Source organism: Flagellimonas onchidii (genome assembly GCF_004804315.1).
GTDB lineage: Bacteria > Bacteroidota > Bacteroidia > Flavobacteriales > Flavobacteriaceae > Flagellimonas > Flagellimonas onchidii.
The window spans coordinates 40,748-58,674 of sequence record NZ_SRXX01000019.1; the positions used below are offsets into that span (position 1 = coordinate 40,748).

Annotated in this window: 15 protein-coding genes and 1 pseudogene; 14 read left to right on the forward strand and 2 right to left on the reverse strand. The window is 41.6% G+C overall.

The genetic code is table 11. The annotated features are described in order from the left end of the window. Positions 1–129: 129 nt before the first annotated feature. The 6 genes from E4661_RS19490 to E4661_RS16480 all read left to right on the forward strand — a co-directional run bounded on the left by E4661_RS19490 (position 130) and on the right by E4661_RS16480 (position 9,719). The gene (locus E4661_RS19490; RefSeq protein WP_417936420.1) at positions 130–2,148 is read left to right on the forward strand and encodes an InlB B-repeat-containing protein; all 2,019 of its coding nucleotides are present in this window, start codon (positions 130–132) and stop codon (positions 2,146–2,148) included. Between the two features lie 261 nt (positions 2,149–2,409). After that, on the forward strand, positions 2,410–2,937 hold the full coding sequence (locus E4661_RS16460) for a hypothetical protein (RefSeq protein ID WP_136468558.1): 528 nt from the start codon (positions 2,410–2,412) through the stop codon (positions 2,935–2,937). 2,452 nt (positions 2,938–5,389) lie between these two features. Then, positions 5,390–6,568 carry an IS256 family transposase gene (locus E4661_RS16465; protein WP_168796395.1) on the forward strand — a complete coding sequence of 393 codons (1,179 nt, stop codon included), beginning with the start codon at positions 5,390–5,392 and terminating at the stop codon, positions 6,566–6,568. 235 nt (positions 6,569–6,803) lie between these two features. Next, positions 6,804–7,514, forward strand: a complete 711-nt coding sequence (locus E4661_RS16470) for a DUF2490 domain-containing protein (RefSeq protein ID WP_136468560.1) — start codon at positions 6,804–6,806, stop codon at positions 7,512–7,514. A gap of 64 nt (positions 7,515–7,578) precedes the next feature. After that, positions 7,579–8,379 carry a carbonic anhydrase gene (locus tag E4661_RS16475; protein ID WP_136468561.1) on the forward strand — a complete coding sequence of 267 codons (801 nt, stop codon included), beginning with the start codon at positions 7,579–7,581 and terminating at the stop codon, positions 8,377–8,379. 191 nt (positions 8,380–8,570) lie between these two features. Further along, positions 8,571–9,719 (forward strand): helix-turn-helix domain-containing protein, encoded by a 1,149-nt coding sequence (locus E4661_RS16480; protein ID WP_136468562.1) that lies wholly within the window; start codon positions 8,571–8,573, stop codon positions 9,717–9,719. 9 nt (positions 9,720–9,728) lie between these two features. On the opposite strand, the gene E4661_RS16485 is transcribed toward E4661_RS16480, so the two are convergent. Continuing rightward, entirely contained in the window at positions 9,729–10,571 is an 843-nt protein-coding gene (locus tag E4661_RS16485) for a helix-turn-helix domain-containing protein (RefSeq protein ID WP_136468563.1), read from the reverse strand. A gap of 102 nt (positions 10,572–10,673) precedes the next feature. Between E4661_RS16485 and E4661_RS16490 the strand changes: the two genes are divergently transcribed. From E4661_RS16490 to E4661_RS16520, 7 genes are read left to right on the forward strand one after another with little or no spacing between them, the layout of a single operon-like run. Beyond that, the gene (locus E4661_RS16490) at positions 10,674–11,633 is read left to right on the forward strand and encodes a polysaccharide deacetylase family protein (RefSeq protein WP_136468564.1); all 960 of its coding nucleotides are present in this window, start codon (positions 10,674–10,676) and stop codon (positions 11,631–11,633) included. A 7-nt stretch (positions 11,634–11,640) separates the two neighbouring features. After that, entirely contained in the window at positions 11,641–11,865 is a 225-nt protein-coding gene (locus E4661_RS16495) for a hypothetical protein (RefSeq protein WP_136468565.1), read from the forward strand. 6 nt (positions 11,866–11,871) lie between these two features. After that, positions 11,872–12,519 (forward strand): SMP-30/gluconolactonase/LRE family protein, encoded by a 648-nt coding sequence (locus E4661_RS16500; RefSeq protein ID WP_136468566.1) that lies wholly within the window; start codon positions 11,872–11,874, stop codon positions 12,517–12,519. 12 nt (positions 12,520–12,531) lie between these two features. Continuing rightward, complete coding sequence (locus E4661_RS16505) at positions 12,532–12,939, forward strand: DoxX family membrane protein (protein WP_168796396.1); 408 nt, start codon at positions 12,532–12,534, stop codon at positions 12,937–12,939. A gap of 12 nt (positions 12,940–12,951) precedes the next feature. Next, positions 12,952–13,965 (forward strand): zinc-binding alcohol dehydrogenase family protein, encoded by a 1,014-nt coding sequence (locus E4661_RS16510; RefSeq protein ID WP_136468568.1) that lies wholly within the window; start codon positions 12,952–12,954, stop codon positions 13,963–13,965. After that, positions 13,965–14,366, forward strand: a complete 402-nt coding sequence (locus E4661_RS16515) for a cupin domain-containing protein (RefSeq protein ID WP_136468569.1) — start codon at positions 13,965–13,967, stop codon at positions 14,364–14,366. Before E4661_RS16510 ends, E4661_RS16515 begins: the two co-directional genes overlap by 1 nt. Continuing rightward, positions 14,363–15,478, forward strand: coding sequence for an alkene reductase (locus E4661_RS16520; RefSeq protein ID WP_136468570.1), 1,116 nt, complete (start codon positions 14,363–14,365; stop codon positions 15,476–15,478). The genes E4661_RS16515 and E4661_RS16520 overlap by 4 nt, the downstream gene beginning before the upstream one ends. Before the next feature lie 56 nt (positions 15,479–15,534). Here the strand turns inward: E4661_RS16520 and E4661_RS19675 are convergent. Further along, positions 15,535–15,714, reverse strand: a pseudogene (locus E4661_RS19675) (transposase); the annotation flags it as partial. Between the two features lie 242 nt (positions 15,715–15,956). Between E4661_RS19675 and E4661_RS16530 the strand changes: the two are divergent. Beyond that, positions 15,957–17,927 (forward strand): leucine-rich repeat protein (locus E4661_RS16530; protein ID WP_205728974.1); only part of this gene is annotated, 1,971 nt, incomplete at its 3' end.

Here is a 17,927-nt window from a genome sequence, read left to right on the forward strand (position 1 = left end):
AAGAAGGGAACAGCCTATTCTTGTTGGATAAAAACTGCAGAAATAAAGTAAAAAAAGTAGAAAATGTACGAGAAAAATAAAGAAAGACAGTTGGTGTCATCTGTGATATCATTCATATTGCTATTGCTTATGTGTGTGGGCATATATATAGCGAGTTCGTGCAGCAGGGATGACGGTCCAGGCAGCTGGGAAGTGTCCTTCGAGTCGAACGGTGGTGCAGCTGTCGCGTCTCAAGAGGTGGCGCACGGCGCCCCTGCGAATGCCCCTCCGCCCCCTTTGCGTGATGGGTTCACCTTTGGGGGCTGGTACCGGGACCCGTCCCTGAACGAGGCCCATGACTTCACGGTGACGGTCACGGGCGACCTGGAGCTCCATGCGAAGTGGGACCCGATACTGTTCACCATTTCGTTCGAGTCGAACGGTGGCGCAGCTGTCGCGTCTCAAGAGGTGGCGCACGGCACTCTCGCAAAGGCCCCTCCGCCCCCTTTGCGTGATGGGTTCACCTTTGGGGGCTGGTACCGGGACCCGTCCCTGAACAAGGCCCATGACTTCACGGTGACGGTCACGGGCGACCTGGAGCTCCATGCGAAGTGGGACATGGTGGCCCCTGTGCTACATACGGTGTCCTTCAAGTCGAACGGTGGCGGCGCTGTCCCGTCTCAAGAGGTGGCGCACGGCACTCTCGCAAAGGCCCCTCCGTCCCCTTTGCGTGAAGGGTTCACCTTTGGGGGCTGGTACCGGGACCCGTCCCTGAACAAGGCCCATGACTTCACGGTGGCGGTCACGGGCGACCTGGAGCTCCATGCGAAGTGGGACATGGTGGCCCCTGTGCTACATACGGTGTCCTTCAAGTCGAACGGTGGCGGTGCTGTCACGTCTCAAGAGGTGGCGCACGGCGCCCCTGCGAATGCCCCTCCGCCCCCTTTGCGTGATGGGTTCACCTTTGGGGGCTGGTACCGGGACCCGTCCCTGAACAAGGCCCATGACTTCACGGTGGCGGTCACGGGCGACCTGGAGCTCCATGCGAAGTGGGACATGGTGGCCCCTGTGCTACATACGGTGTCCTTCAAGTCGAACGGTGGCGGTGCTGTCCCGTCTCAAGAGGTGGCGCACGGCGCCCCTGCGAATGCCCCTCCGCCCCCTTTGCGTGATGGGTTCACCTTTGGGGGCTGGTACCGGGACCCGTCCCTGAACAAGGCCCATGACTTCACGGTGGCGGTCACGGGCGACCTGGAGCTCCATGCGAAGTGGGACATGGTGGCCCCTGTGCTACATACGGTGTCCTTCAAGTCGAACGGTGGCGGTGCTGTCCCGTCTCAAGAGGTGGTGCACGGCGCCCCTGCGAATGCCCCTCCGCCCCCTTTGCGTGAAGGGTTCACCTTTGGGGGCTGGTACCGGGACCCGTCCCTGAACAAGGCCCATGACTTCACGGTGGCGGTCACGGGCGATCTGGAGCTCCATGCCAAATGGGGCTTTTTTGTCCCTGATGCAAACTTCAGGGCCGCCATCAAGGCAAGGATTCCGGATGCCTTTGATGAAAACGACCTTATGGATACGGCCCATGGGGACGTTGTTGGGAGACGGAGTTTTGATGTAAGGGATTCTGGTATTGCCTCGCTGAGGGGGATTGAACACTTTACCGACTTAGAATCTTTGAATTGTAGCGGCAATAATTTGACTGAGCTTGAGATTTCGGATAATACAAACCTACGCTCATTAAATTGTATGTCTAATGATATTGTTGAATTGAATTTGAGCTCAAATCTTGCCCTGATAAGCTTAAATTGTTCAGTCAATAAACTTACTGAATTGAATGTTTCAAAAAATACGGATTTGGTTAATTTGACCTGTAATGACAATAGGTTAATTAATGTAGACTTGAGGGGGATGAGGAGGATAGATAATTTACTGTTGGCTCCTTGTTTAAGCTTTGTTGAGGGAAGTAATGATAATAATATAAACCCCATATCAACTTTAAAGATTCATGAATCTTTAAAAAATCGAACGGAAATAATTAATGCAAAGCAAAGAAGTTGTGTTTCAGGAGGCTTGACCATTGCTACATATTCCGTTTCTAATGAAAGTAAGTTTGACTATACTTTAGTTTGTTCAAGTTATGACCCGAAGAGTAAAAATTGTCTAAACTGATTAATAATCTCATGTCAAGTAAAATGGTAAGCAGTGATTGACTAGAAGATTTATTGAAAATTAAAATCCAAGTTTGGGCAAAGAGTTGGTTCAACAGGATAGATCATAAGAGGCTTTTTTATTGAATAGGCTTTTTGACGAAAATAGGGGTGACAAACTAAATGTTACAACGTAGAATGTTAAATACAATGTTGATTAATAGTATTTTTTGGTCAAGAATTAACTTTAAAAAACTTTGTGATAAATTGATATATTGGTTCAATGGAAATATTAAATAAGATAATAAAACAAATACCTGAAATTGAAGATCAACAAAAATTGTTTGAAGAAACCTTAAAAGGAAATAAGTTGTTGAGTAAGGAGCACATAAAAATGATTGCATGGGCTTCAAGTATGGTTACCAGAGACGAAAAAATTGTTTCATTGATAAAAAGTAAAGTAGGTGAGCTTGATGAGGAAGAAAAAAGGATTTTGCACATAGCATCTTCTAGAATGAGTGTGACGAATCCGTATTTTATGGGAAGAAGTGTTAGTGCGATTGATACTGGTGGAACAATTGAAGATATAGGACTCAGGCCATTTCCGTCTTTAGGAATAGTAGACGAGTTGGCATATCATTACATCTGCATGGTATTTTCATTGATTAATGGAGGGTATATGTGCTATGGCAGCCATAAGGCAAGTTTACTAAGATTAGGCCAACACCCTGGAGCAATAGACCAAGCTTTGAAATTAGCAGTAGTGATTTCAGCAATCAGGCAGAATATTTTTAACAGTGCTTTTCTATAATGTTCAATAAGGCAATGATTTTTAATGTTCTCTATTATCATATTAGTTTGATATAAATGAATACCGTGGATGAATCGGCAAAAGCAGATTTCTTTGTAGATATATCTACTATGTTATAGGCTATAATCGAGTTGGTTTCTTCAGGATTGAATAATTTGAAGAGGAGTTTAATGTTGTTGCAAATATTTTGAGCAACAGGACAATAACATAATTTCGAATCTAATTTGTGAAAACCTGAACACTATCCAGATAGTGTGTAAATTAGAATAACAGGGGTTGGACTTTTTTAGAATCTGACCCTTTTTTCATAGATTGTTAGGAACTGGTGCAGGATGATACCGCAGTTCCTGATGGGCATCGACCATTTTTTGGTTGCCACGATGCAGGAACCGAATATGGCAATATTTGTCTAATCCCTTTTTCCATCTACCGAAGATGATATTGAGGCTGTCTAGCTCTTTGCATACCTGAACAATATTGTCATGAGAATAACTCAGTTCAACTAACTTTTGTTTGTACTCAACGCTATACTTCTAGGCCTTAATCTCTATTTTGGGAAATTAATAAATCAGCAAGATGGTATTTTAAATTTATGTCAATCAATATAGTGAGTCTATACCTTTTTAGAACTGGAACAAGGATTCGCCCCCGATAGAGGTCCATGATTTCACCATGGCCGTCACTGGGAATCTGGAGTTCTATACGAAATACTATAAGAATGGCTTTTTTGTCCCTGATGGAAACTTCAAGAGTACCTCAAAGCGAAGAAGATTCTGGGCGCCTTAGATGAAAACCACTTTATGGATATAGCTCATGGCATAGTTGGTAGACTAGGTCTTGATGTATAAGATTCCAACATTACCTTGCTGTTCAGAATTAAACACTTTACTGCTTTAAAGAACCCCAGGCTGTGTTTAACTAACTCACTTCTCTGGAAGTATCTGTAAATCTTGTTTAGGGACTAGCTGGATATTTCACAATAATCTAATACTTGCCTTATGGTGCCAGCTAAGGATTTTCAGACTCATTACCAAGTTCTATCAGCTTTATAAGCACTTATTACTTGTATCATACCAACTGTTGGCTGATGGTAGGTGATGTTTGGATGTATCAAGGATATTTGAAGTGAAATCAAGACGTGCAAACTAAAAAGCATATGTTAAATCGTAGTAAAAATAAGGCTGTTTCTTTACTAGGTCTAGCAGTTTATATCCTACTTATTAGAACTTATCAATGGTTTAGAACCTATGATGACGACTCTCATGATGCTCCTTTGTTTTTTGTTTTGCACGAGATGAATGAGCTTATGGATTTATTTGATTCAAAGGTAAAATCGATAGATTATATGTATTTTGGTCTTATTTACAGTGTTCTTTTGGTCTGTGGACTTTTCTTATGGGTAAGATTTTGCAGGAGACCAAAGCAGTAAATTCGGGATGCATTGATTTACTATTATAAGCTTTTTTGCCTGCTAGGGCCATTTTGAATTTAGCAAGGCAATGCAAGTTAAGTAGAGGATGTCATTTTCAGATTGTTCAACTAGAACTACTCTTTGTATATTCTTTGAAATTGAGCCAGTGATTTCTGTTAAAGGTGAGCATAGCAAATCATGTTCAGGTACTTACCAAGAAGAGAGTGTCGAAAAATCTTAAAATTAGATGTTTTAGAGTTGTTACATTTGCTCAAGCACAAAATATAAGGATGCTTATTTCAAGACAAATATCATACAAAAATGAAGAAACTGGCCTTAACAAAAAAAATCGAAGAACAGTAAGGATATTTTAGGTCTACTTAAGTTATTAAACAGAAGACATCAAAGAACTAGAGAATGAGCTGGTTATCAATGCATAACAGATTTATAGACAGGGAAGGGCAATAAGGGATAGCCTGATTCCAAAGCGAAAAACCTATAAAGAATGTGCCTTTTAAATAAAAGGTTATTTTAAAGTGCCTGAGGAAAAAGAATAGGAATCTGAGAAATTTTAAAAAAGCCGAGAACATCTTCTCCAATAACGATTGGAAACCTATCTAGTTCATGGAAAGGTTCGACATTATATATCCCCTTGAGGTAATATGTAGGATACGGAAAGTTAATCGGAGCAATTTTTACAGACGGCAGAGTATTCTTTTTCAATCATATCAGGTATCCACTTCTAAAAAGAGCTTGGACATCACATAAAAGCATGTTCGTTGGTTACCCAGTTTTTGAGTTGAAAAGCTAACTGTTGAGACTATGCTGTGGCATAATCTTTCTCAAAACCTTAAAAATAAAGCAGATATACGATAATGTATTTAAATACATAAGGACGATTTATACATAAATCACCAAAGAACCTATAAACAAGTTCAAATTTTATTGGAAAGGGGTAGTATCCAATAAACTGTGTAAACAGGATTTAGGCGGGTCTTAAGACCCGCCTAAATTTTTGTATAATTTTAAACCTCAGTTATCATGGAAGATTACAAGAAACAATTTTTGGAGAGTGGGGCACTTGATGGCATCAAGACCCAGGAAGAGCTCTCGGAACTTCTCAACGGCCTCCACACGGCGGCACTCGAGGCCCATTTGAGCTATCCCAAAAACGCCAAGAACAGTTCGGCCAATGCCCGCAACGGCACTTCAAACAAGAAGCTCAAGTCAACTTATGGGGAATCACAATTGAAGGTGCCACGTGACCGCGATGGCAGTTTTGAACCAGTGGAAGTGCCCAAAGGGCAAAGTATGGCATCACCAATAGAAAAAATCGTCATATCACTGTATGCCAAGGGCATGAGCGTATCGGACATCGAGCAGGAGCTACAGGAGATCTATGGCTACAGGCTGTCCACTTCGGCAATATCCATCATCACCGACCGTGTGCACCAAGAGGCGCTCGATTGGCAGAACAGGCCGCTCGACCCCGTCTATTGCGTGGTGTGGATGGACGGCATCGTCTTCAAGGTGCGCCAATCGGGGAAGGTCATCAACAAGACTATCTATCTGGCCGTTGAATCGAACCGCGAGGGCTATAAAGAGGTATTGGGCATGTGGCTGGGGCAGAATGAGTCCGCCGCGTTCTGGCAGGGCGTGCTCACCGATCTGAAGGCCCGTGGGGTCGGGGATATCCTCATTACCGTGACCGACAACCTTAATGGCTTCACACTGTCCATAAAGAATGTGTTCCCCAATGCGGACACACAGATATGCGTGGTGCACCAGATACGCAACTCCGCACGCTATGTGGTATGGAAGGACAAAAAGGCCTTTACAGCGGATATGAAGCACATCTACAATGCGCCCAACAAGGAGACCGCGGCACAGGAGCTTGAACGCTTTGCGGAAAAATGGGGCACAAAATACCCATACGCAATCCAATCTTGGCGCAACAACTGGGAGGAACTCACGGTGTTCTTTGACTTTCCATTGGAGATCAGGAAGATTATCTATACCACAAACCTGATAGAGAACCTCAATGGGAAGATCAGGAAGTACACCAAGAACAAGATGGCATTCCCAACCGACGATGCCCTTAAAAAATCCGTCTATCTCTCACTGATGCAGATCAGCAGGAAATGGACACAGCCAATACATAATTGGGGACTGATACTTAACCAGTTTCTCGTTATATTTGAAAAAAGGATCCAACTGTAAAAAACAGCTAGACCCGTTTAAGTTCATTTACACAGAATTTTGGATAGTGTCTTGAAAGGCCAGCTTATAGCACACTTACCTGGCAAAAAACCATTCGTATAAGATACTTCAATTATTGTGCCCAAAACTTTAATGCGTATAGGTTTCCGATTTCTATACGCCAACGTACCATTCATCTCCCCTTTCCTGTTAACTATTTGGAAACTTTGCATTGTCAAATAAAAACACATAGACAATGAAAAAAATCATCATTTGTTTGTTTCTATCCATACCGTTTTTAATGATAGCACAAACCCAAGAAAAGTATAGTTCTTGGAATTCCCTAATTGTTGATTATAAGCTCAACGATAATTTCTATCTCAAAAATGAAACGCATTTCAGGCGTACCAATTTCCTTTCTGATTGGCAACAAATTCTTATACGTCCCTCGTTTCACTACAAATACAATGAAACAGTAGATTTTGCTGTCGGGTATACTTATTCAAGAAATTACAGGAACACACGTAACTTCAATGAAAATGATACATGGCAACAATTGCAACTATTACATAAATCGAACAAATCCTCATTCAAGCATCGCTTTCGTTTGGAACAGCGGTTTATTGAAAATGTAGTGCAAATACCAAATGGAAATTATGATATAGATGGAACTGATTTTAAAATGCGGTTTCGTTACCGATTTACATGGAGTATGCCCTTGTTTAAAATCACGGAAGGCAAAAATATTGGGATAACCGCTTTTGATGAAATATGGCTCAATACGGACAAGGGCATTGTTCCAAGGAGCATCAACCAAAATTGGTTTTATGCCGGACTTTCATACCCCCTTTCAAAAAAAGCTTCCATAGGAGTAGGCTTCCTGGATGCTTATGCCCCTGTGGGCAATAGTAATCACAACTTTATCAATAATAACATTTTACAAACGACATTAAAATATCATTTATAAATAAAAAACAATAAAAATGACATCTAAGAATCACAAACACCAATTACAAGCAAATAATAGAACGATGAGAAAAAAAGCGAAAATAATACTGGTTTGCATACTAGGTGCTTTAACATTTTCCTGTAAAAGCAATACAAAATTTACTGGGGCAAAGAAAGTATCCCAAGTTCATAATAAGAACTTACATTGGAGTTATCAGGGTGAAACCGGATCGGAACATTGGGCAGAAATTGAACAAGATTCAGATTGCGATGGAGAACATCAATCTCCAATCAATATTATCAGTACTTATGCGAAGGTAGATAGTTCTATGGAACCATTGGACATTCATTACGCATCAGCGACAAAAATTCACGAAGTGGTCAATAATGGGCATTCGATCCAATATAACTTCGAACCTGGGGATTACTTAAATTATAATGGCGATAAATACGAATTGAAGCAAATACATTTCCACGAAGCCTCGGAACATACCATAAATGGTATTCGGTACCCAATGGTTATTCATATGGTACATGTTAGTGATAAAAATCAATTTGTGGTGCTAGCCGTAATGGTGGAAGAAGGTCAAGATAGTGCCCCGTTTCAATTTTTAGAAAGTTACCTTCCCTTGGCAAAAGGACAAACAAAATCGATCAATACCTCATTTGACTTAAATAAAAACCTACCAAAAGATAAGGGTTATTTTAACTATATAGGTTCTTTGACTACACCACCATGTACCGAAGGTGTTAATTGGTTTGTATTTAAAAAAACGATTACAATTTCTTTGGAACAAGTAAAAGTATTGCAAAAACTGATGCCTCTCAACAATTATAGAAATGAACAACCTTTAAACGGCCGTATTGTAAAACAGACAAGATAAATTGGGCATTGAGAATCAGTTTGAAAAACCATAAATAAGCAGTGTCTTATCAATTTTACCCGCTGTGACGGATGATTATTTAGAAAAACTGGTTTTAAAACCGAATCAATTGGGCAATGATTGGAAATTGAAAAGATCGTATTTTTGAAGCCTGTGAATTTTGACACAAGATCAAAATTCACAGGTTTTCCATGGAAATTAATTACAATTTTATAAGTATCATAGAAATTCTTGGTGTTATACAAGGACTGCTTTTTTTAACCATGCTTTTATTGCTACATTCTAAAAAGAACAAGCCTACTTTATACTTGGGAATTTTTATCCTATTGTTTTCATTAGAGCCGATTCCAAATATTTTGGATAATCTAGGACTGCTTGATCAATACCCTCAATTAGAACTATTACCAGTCCATTTTCATTTTTTAGCCTATCCTTCATTTTATATTTATATTCAAAAAATATCCGTTTTCGGGAACAACACTCCAAGCTATTGGAGTTTGGCTCCTGGTATTTTGGAAGTTGTAGTGGGGATAGTGATTTTTTTGCTCCCAATTGACCTTAAATTAAAATTGAAAGCTTCTTGGTATGCAATGGTGTACTTTGTTATTGGCCTTGGATATTCCATATGGGTCGGTATTTTAATTATCAAATGGATTCATCATCATAAGAAAGAAATAGAAAATCAATTCTCGTTCGTTCTTCATAAACAGTTAAATTGGGCCAGACTGTTCACATATTCCAGCATTGGTTTTCAGCTGTTATTAATGATCAATTTTTTCATTGACGACAGCTATTGGTACTATTTTGTGATTATCATCAATGTGGTTCTAATTTATTGGGTTTCATTTAAAGGTATAGTACAAGAGAATATCACATCTCTTTTTTCGCTTTTTTCTCAATTGGACACACAACCACATTCAACCATAATAACTGAACCTTCAGCTTCCAACTCAATACATTTTGCAGAAAAAACCAAATCAGACGTGCTGACCTCTGGCGAAATGTTTAAAATAGTCAAAATTGTTGATGATTATATTAAAAGTTCACAATGTTATCTAAAGGATAACCTTACCATTATAGATGTTGCTAATGCCATTCATGTACATCCCAAACGTATCTCTATTTCACTGAACAAGCAAAAAGGGAAAAACTTTAATAACTATATCAACAAATTTAGGGTAGAGAAAGCTAAAGCTCTCTTCAAGGATAATTCACTGGAAAATCTATCTGTTGAAGGTATCGGAATGGAAGCGGGTTTTCACTCGAAAGCTTCATTTTACAATGCTTTTAAAAAGTTTGAAGGAGATACTCCAGCTAATTATCGAAAACTAAAAGGATAGAAGCATAAATTATCGTCTAAATTCTATGGGATTTTTACCCCGATATTTTTGGAAAGTCTTATTCATATGACTGGCGTCATTGAATCCCACTTGATTGGCAATTTGTGAAATGGTGTAGGTGCTTTGCTTCAATAACCGTTCAGCAGTTTTCAACCGTGTTTCGGTAATCATTTTTTGCAATCCAAGGCCTGTATGCTTTTTCAGGTAACTACTGATATATTTGGGTGAGAGGTTAAAGGTCTCAGCGATATACTTTTGGGATAACAACGCTTTCTTATCCATGTTTTGACGTATATGGGACAGCACCCGTTGCACCTTGTCCTGTTCGTTCTGCATCACCTTGCTCGAAACCAGGTTTTTCTGTGAAAGGTTTCGGGTGATCAAAACCATAATAGCACCAAATAGTTCGAGCATCAATATTCGGGAGTGCGGTTTTTGGGCGTTAAATTCCTGTAAGATCATATCGGCCAGTGGAAAAATCAATTTTTTGTCCTCTTGGTCCTTGATGATGCATTCAGGTACGGTGTTTGGATTATACAACACGTTTTCAAACTTTTTTATCCAATGTGCTGTACGGTCACCAACTTGTTTTTCGGCAAACAGTTGTTCGGTAAACTTGATGTAGGTAAAGACCGTATAGGAATCAATTTCAAAAGAATGATGGTCTTCCGGGGTCAATAAAAAAACGTGTCCCGGGTCATAGGTAAAAGAAACCCCGTTGAGCAAATGCCTCCCAGAACCTTCATTGACAAGGATGAGTTCGTAAAAGTTGTGCGTATGCTGGGGATACGGCCACGTATCCAGCTTAAGCTGAAAAACATTTAGGGTATATCTACTGAAAATCCGTTTCAAACTAATGAAATTTATTTACAAAACTACCCTTTTATTTTACAATACCTGTGGGGTGGTCAGCCCATAATTTTGCCCCTGTAAATGAATCTTAAAAAATAACAAATGAAGAAATGTAAAAACAATCTCAAGACTTTGTTGATGCTGTTATGTCTTCTCAGCACGACTTTAGCCATATCGCAGTCCAATAACAGAACTAAAGGTAAATCGCACTGGCCAAACGGAGCCAGATTGGTAGTCTCTTTTTCTATGCAATTCGAAACAGGAGGACAGCCTGAAGGGGCGGAAAGTCCGTTTTCAGGAAATCCGTTACCAAAAGGGAATCCAGATTTGCCTGCAGAGAGCTGGTTCAGGTACGGTGCCAGAGAAGGCATTTATCGTATGTTACGTCTTTGGGACAAACACAACATAAAGGTGACTTCCCACGTGGTAGGCGAAGCCGCTATAAAATATCCAGAAGTAGCCAAGGCTATAGCTGATGGTGGACATGAAATCGCAGCCCATGGTATTGCCTGGGACGACCAATGGAATTTGTCCTATAAAGATGAATTGGCATTTGTGAAAAAAGGAATAGACACCGTTGAAGCCATTACAGGACAGCGCGGCGTAGGTTATAATAGCAACTGGCTCCGTAGAAGCCCGAATACCTTAAAGGTATTGCAGGAATTGGGTTTTCTATACCATATAGACGACCTGAGCAGGGATGAACCTTTTATTACCAAGGTTCGAGGCAAAAATTTTGTAGTGATGCCCTATACTTTGCGTAATAATGACATTGTGAATATCGCTGGCAAAAACTGGAGTCCGGACCAATTTCTGGCACAGTTGAAGGCCGAATTTGACCAATTGTATGCTGAAGGTGCCGACTGGCGTCGTATGATGTCCGTAAGCCTTCACGACCGTATCGGTGGTGCTCCGTCTGTGGTAAAAGTGGTGGATGAATTTATCCAATATGCCAAACAACACGAGGGCGTAGTGTTTATGAGAAAGGACCATATCGCCAATATGGTCAAAGACGACCCCAATACACCAATAGACAATGCAGAAATCCAATTCAATAAGTAAAATGATTATGAAAAATCTAATTGTAGTAATAGTCGCTTTTGTTGGAATGTTCACCCAGGCACAGGAGCAATTTCCATATAAACTGACAAAGGTTTTTGAGACCAATGGTTTTGAAGCTCCAGAAAGTGTGGTAAAAGACCCCGTGAACAATGTACTATATGTGTCCAATATCAATGGAAACCCTACGGATAAAGATGGTAATGGTTACATATCTAAAGTAGGGTTGGACTGAAAAATAGTGGAAAAGAAGTGGGTCGATGGATTAAATGCCCCTAAAGGAATGTATATATACAAGGGGAAGCTCTACGTAGCGGATATTGATGAAATCATAGAAATCAATATTAAAACAAGAAGAGTCCAATCTTTTCAGGCACCTGAGGCCACCTTTTTAAACGATGTAACTGCGGATAAAAGAGGAAATGTTTATGTGAGCAATACTTTTGGTTTTTCGGGCATTTATAAGTTATCAAAAAAAGGAAAGGTCTACCTATGGATGAAAGATGATAAACTTAACATGCCCAATGGTTTATTGATAGATGAAAAAGACTTGTACGTGGCCAACTGGGGTATTGATTTGAATCCTGAAACCTACGTTACAAAAACACTGGGCAACGTATTAAAAGTCAATGTAAAAGATAAATCAATCACTCCGGTTTCCCAATCCATTGGTAATCTAGACGGACTTGAAAAGACCATACATGGTCATTTCATAACCGATTGGTTGTCAGGAAAACTATTATATCTCAATGGAGCCAACAATCAGGTTTCGGAAGCTTTGGACTTACCTAAAGGCAGTGCCGATATTGGTTTTGACAAAGCAACGAAAATGGTGTACATCCCATTGATGTTGGATGGAAAACTACTGGGATACAGATTAAGCAAATAAAAAATGAAACAGATGAAAACAACGAATAAGCAAACAGCTTATGCATTACTACGGATTACCATGGGGATTAACCTGTTTGCCCATGGACTGGTACGCCTTCCAAAGATTGCAGGGTTCCGTGATTGGATGATGACCCAATTCCAACACACCATACTGCCCCAATGGAGTGTTTATGCCTGGGGAAGCGTACTTCCAATACTTGAATTGCTAGTTGGTGGTCTATTGATACTTGGGATTTTTACATATCGAGCCGCCATTGCCGGGGCTTTGCTTATAGCGATATTGATTTTGGGCTCGTGTCTTGCAGGGCATTGGGAATGGGCTGGTGGACAAATGGTATATGCCCTGTTCTTCTACTTTATCATCAGTAATGTAGAAAACAATGCGTACGCATTGGATTTAAAATTCAAAATCAATTAAAAAAGAATTAGTATGAAAACCATAGGATTTAAAACATCACACCCCATTTCACATAAAGAAAGCTTTATTGAATTTAAAACAGAAACCCCAAAACCAACAGGCCGTGACCTTTTGGTAAGAGTAGCAGCAATTTCGGTAAACCCGGTAGATTTTAAAATACGACAGAATAGTGCTAAGGATACGATTCTGGAAGAACCGAAAATTATTGGTTGGGATGCCATAGGGACTGTAGAAGCCGTTGGAGGCAATACCGGACTTTTTAAGGTTGGCGACAAGGTGTTTTATGCGGGCGATATTACACGACCAGGAACCAATGCTGAATATCAGTTGGTAGATGAACGTATCGTTGGTTATGCACCAAAAAACATATCGGATACAAGGGCAGCTGTCATGCCATTGACTTCATTGACTGCCTGGGAGATTCTTTTTGACCGAATTCGGATATCACCTGAAAAAGATAAGGGCAAATCCATTTTGATAATTGGAGGCGCGGGAGGTGTCGGCTCCATTGCCATACAATTGGCAAAAAAGGTAGCAGGACTCACGGTACTGGCAACAGCTTCAAGACCTGAGACAATGGCATGGTGCAAACAAATGGGAGCAGATTATGTGGTAAACCATAAAGATTTAATCAACGAAATGCATAAAGCTGGATTCAATGAAGTTGACTTCATCGTCGACTTTGTGGATACCAATAGCTATTGGGATACTATGGTGAAACTTATAAAGCCTCAAGGACATATTGCTTCCATTACGGGTAGTTCCGAACCTGTTGTACTCAATAAGCTCAAATCAAAAAGTGTGTCTTTTTCATGGGAACTAATGTACACCCGTTCTATGTTCCAAACAGAAGATATGGTACAACAATACCATATCCTGAACAAGGTTTCGGAATTATTGGATAAAGGCATCATAGTATCTACCATAAACAAAACGCTAAAAGGGTTTTCTGTTGAAAACCTAAAAGAAGCTCATAGCCTGTTGGAAACTAACCAGACCATTGGTAAAATAGCAATACAATTCTAATGAAGACAAAAGAAATCAATGCGATAAACCATTGGTCACAGCCTTGGACAAATGGGCTCAGGGATGCCCTCAAAAAAGGAAAGAATAACACAGATGTGGGTGAATATCTGGTATTTGAAAATGTTGATATCAAGGTTTGGACCATTCACCTGCCAACGAAACAAGCCCTTCCTTTTCACAAGCATGATAAGCCTTACATCTACATAGCCCAAAGCGAAGGCAAATCGAGGTCATTTTATAACGATGGCAGGGTAACGGAAACAATTTACGGTAAAGGTGAGACAAAACACTTTCCGGATTTGAATGAAGAAAATTATTTCATCCATAATCTAGAGAATATTGGAAACACCACCTTACTGTTCACAACAATAGAATTCAAAAAACAAATTTTAAAGACATGAAATACAAAAGATTATTTTCAACATACGGATTAAAGGGTAAGACCTTAAAAAATAGATTTGTAATGGCTCCCATGACCAGGTCTCGCAGTTCACAGCCTGGTGATATTCCCAATGCGTTAATGGCGGAGTATTATGGGCAACGTACTTCGGCAGGTCTTATCATAACCGAAGCAACTCAGATTAGCCTTCAGGGAAAAGGGTATGCCAAAACACCTGGAATCTATACCCCGGAACAGATTGAAGGCTGGAAACTGGTTACCAACGAAGTGCATGAGCAAGGAGGAAAGATATTCCTTCAGTTATGGCATGTAGGGCGGGTATCCTCTTCTAAAGTAAATGGACTTCAGCCAATAGCTCCTTCTCCTATTACTGCAAAAGAAACCAATGTGTACATATTTGATGGAGCGCCCAATGGTGATGCCACATTTGTTCCAGTGGAAGATCCCAGGGAAATGACCTATGAAGATATAGAGCAAGTCATCAATGAATTTGTCGAGGGAGCCAAAAATGCTATAGAAGCTGGGTTTGATGGTGTGGAGATTCATGGTGCCAATGGTTATTTGATTGACCAATTCCTACGTAGCAACGCCAATAAAAGAACGGATGAATATGGTAGCTGCAAAGAAAATAGGGTTCGATTGCTCATGGAGATTACGCAACTGGTTTCTGAAGCTATAGGTAAAGAGAAAGTGGGGGTCCGTCTGTCCCCGTTCATTAAGTTTAAGGATATGGACGACCCGGAAATTTTAGATACCATTATGTTGTCAGCTAAAAAGCTCAACACACTGGATATTGCCTATTTGCATTTATGTGAAACTGATTGGGATGATGCCCCGGAAATCCCATTGCTGTTTAGAAAGACCTTAAGGTTAAGATTTGGAAATGCAATTATTGCTACTGGAAATAAAACACCTGATGAAGGCGAATTGCTGTTAAAGGAAAATTTGGTTGATCTCATTGGTTTTGGAAGAAACTTTTTAACAAATCCTGATTACCCGCAGCGTGTCGAATTGAATGCCCCACTCAATGAAATTTCTGACTCCCATACTTTGTTTGGAGGAGGTGATAAAAGAGGATATACGGACTACCCGACTATTAAAGAGGATAAGTAGCTAAGATGATATCATATATGTATTCAGCTCAATAATGCCATATGGAAAATAAATGTTCAAGATATAAGGGCTTTACGTAATCTTTTAACTTCTAAAGCATCTTGGACCATTGGTTTTTCTGGCTTAGTTGTACTGTTGGATTTTGACGCTCTGCGCCATTTATATATCCTTTGGACATCAATACCCAATTCATCTGCCAATTCTTTAATGTTATCTCGTTGATAACTTAACCGTACTGCTTGTTCCTTTAATCAGCACTATAAACTCGTTTTTTCAAGTTTCTAAGATGTTTGTTTTGTAACAAACGATCTTAAATTTTATGTCCGAGTAAAAGTAACAACTCCATTTGACTGATTTAATACTTTTAAGAACAACTTAAAGTCCAGATATAACTTTTATGGGACCATCGAAGGATGTGCTGTGCCATGATTTGGAAACGGGGCCTGTCCTTTGCAAATCATTTTTAAAGAGATGTATCATGAAAAAAGCAATGCTCATTAGTGTTCTTGTCATGGGCCTTTCCCAAATCACTGTTGGCGATTTGGAGTATAGAATAGTGGGGGATGCTGCAACTGTAATAGGGAGGGCAAAAGATATCACTGACATTGTGATTCCCTCCGAGATTGTTGTAGGCGCCACTACCTATAGTGTCACCTCCATAGGGAATCATGCTTTTGCTAACAACCGATTGACGAGTGTTACGATCCCCGATGGTGTCACCTCCATAGGGGATGGTGCTTTTAGTCAGAACCAATTGACGGGCGTTACGATCCCCGATGGTGTCACCTCCATAGGGAATGGTGCTTTTAGGGAGAACCGATTGACGGGCGTTACGATCCCCGATGGTGTCACCTCCATAGGGGATGGTGCTTTTAGGGAGAACCGATTGACGAGTGTTACGATCCCCGATGGTGTCACCTCCATAGGGGATGGTGCTTTTAGTCAGAACCAATTGACGGGCGTTACGATCCCCGATGGTGTCACCTCCATAGGGAGTGATGCTTTTAGGGAGAACCAATTGACGGGCGTTACGATCCCCGATGGTGTCACCTCCATAGGGGATGGTGCTTTTAGGGAGAACCGATTGACGAGCGTTACGATCCCCGATGGTGTCACCTCCATACGAGGTTTTGCTTTTAGTCGGAACCAATTGAAGAGCGTTACGATCCCCGATGGTGTCACCTCCATAGGGAATGGTGCTTTTAGTCAGAACCAATTGAAGAGCGTTACGATCCCCGATGGTGTCACCTCCATAGGGAATGGTGCTTTTAGTGAGAACCAATTGACGGGCGTTACGATCCCCGATGGTGTCACCTCCATAGGGGATGGTGCTTTTAGTGAGAACCAATTGACGGGCGTTACGATCCCCGATGGTGTCACCTCCATAGGAAGTTTTGCTTTTGCTTTCAACTACTTGAGGAGCGTTACGATCCCCGATGGTGTCACCTCCATAGGGGAAGGTGCTTTTAGTAGGGGAACTCCATTGAGGCAGATTATCGTGGAGGGGGTTCGGCCACCCAGTATTAGGGTCCTTGGGGATGTAAGCGGTGTGGAGTTGGTCATATCCAAGGGTGCCTCTGTGACAGAGTACCAGAGCGCGGGCTGGACCGGTTTTGGGTCGATAAGGGAGCACCTTCCCCCTGTGATCGTCTTGAACGGACCCGGCTCCCAGTTGTTGGAACCGGGAGGCCCCTATACGGAGCTTGGGGCGACGGCAGAGGATTTTAGGGGAGATGACATTACCATGTCTATAGAGATCGATGCCTCTCCCCCTGTGGACACCTCGACCAAGGGGGAGTACCAAGTTAGCTACAATGTGATGGACGATTTGGGCAAGGCCGCAGAGGAAGTGGTCAGGACTATAATTGTGGACACGGACACCGATGGGGATGGAACGGGCGACAATGCCGATGCCGATGATGACAACGATGGTACCGATGATGGTGCCGATGCCTTTCCTTTGGACCCGTCCGAGGACACGGACACCGACGGGGATGGAACGGGCGACAATGCGGATGCCGATGATGACAACGATGGTACCGATGATGGTGCCGATGCCTTTCCTTTGGACCCGTCCGAGGACACGGACACCGACGGGGATGGAACGGGCGACAATGCCGATGTCGATGATGACAACGATGGTACCGATGATGGTGCCGATGCCTTTCCTTTGGACCCGTCCGAGGACACGGACACCGACGGGGATGGAACGGGCGACAATGCCGATGCCGATGATGACAACGATGGTACCGATGATGGTGCCGATGCCTTTCCTTTGGACCCGTCCGAGGACACGGACACCGACGGGGATGGAACGGGCGACAATGCGGATGCCGATGATGACAACGATGGTACCGATGATGGTGCCGATGCCTTTCCTTTGGACCCGTCCGAGGACACGGACACCGACGGGGATGGAACGGGCGACAATGCCGATGTCGATGATGAC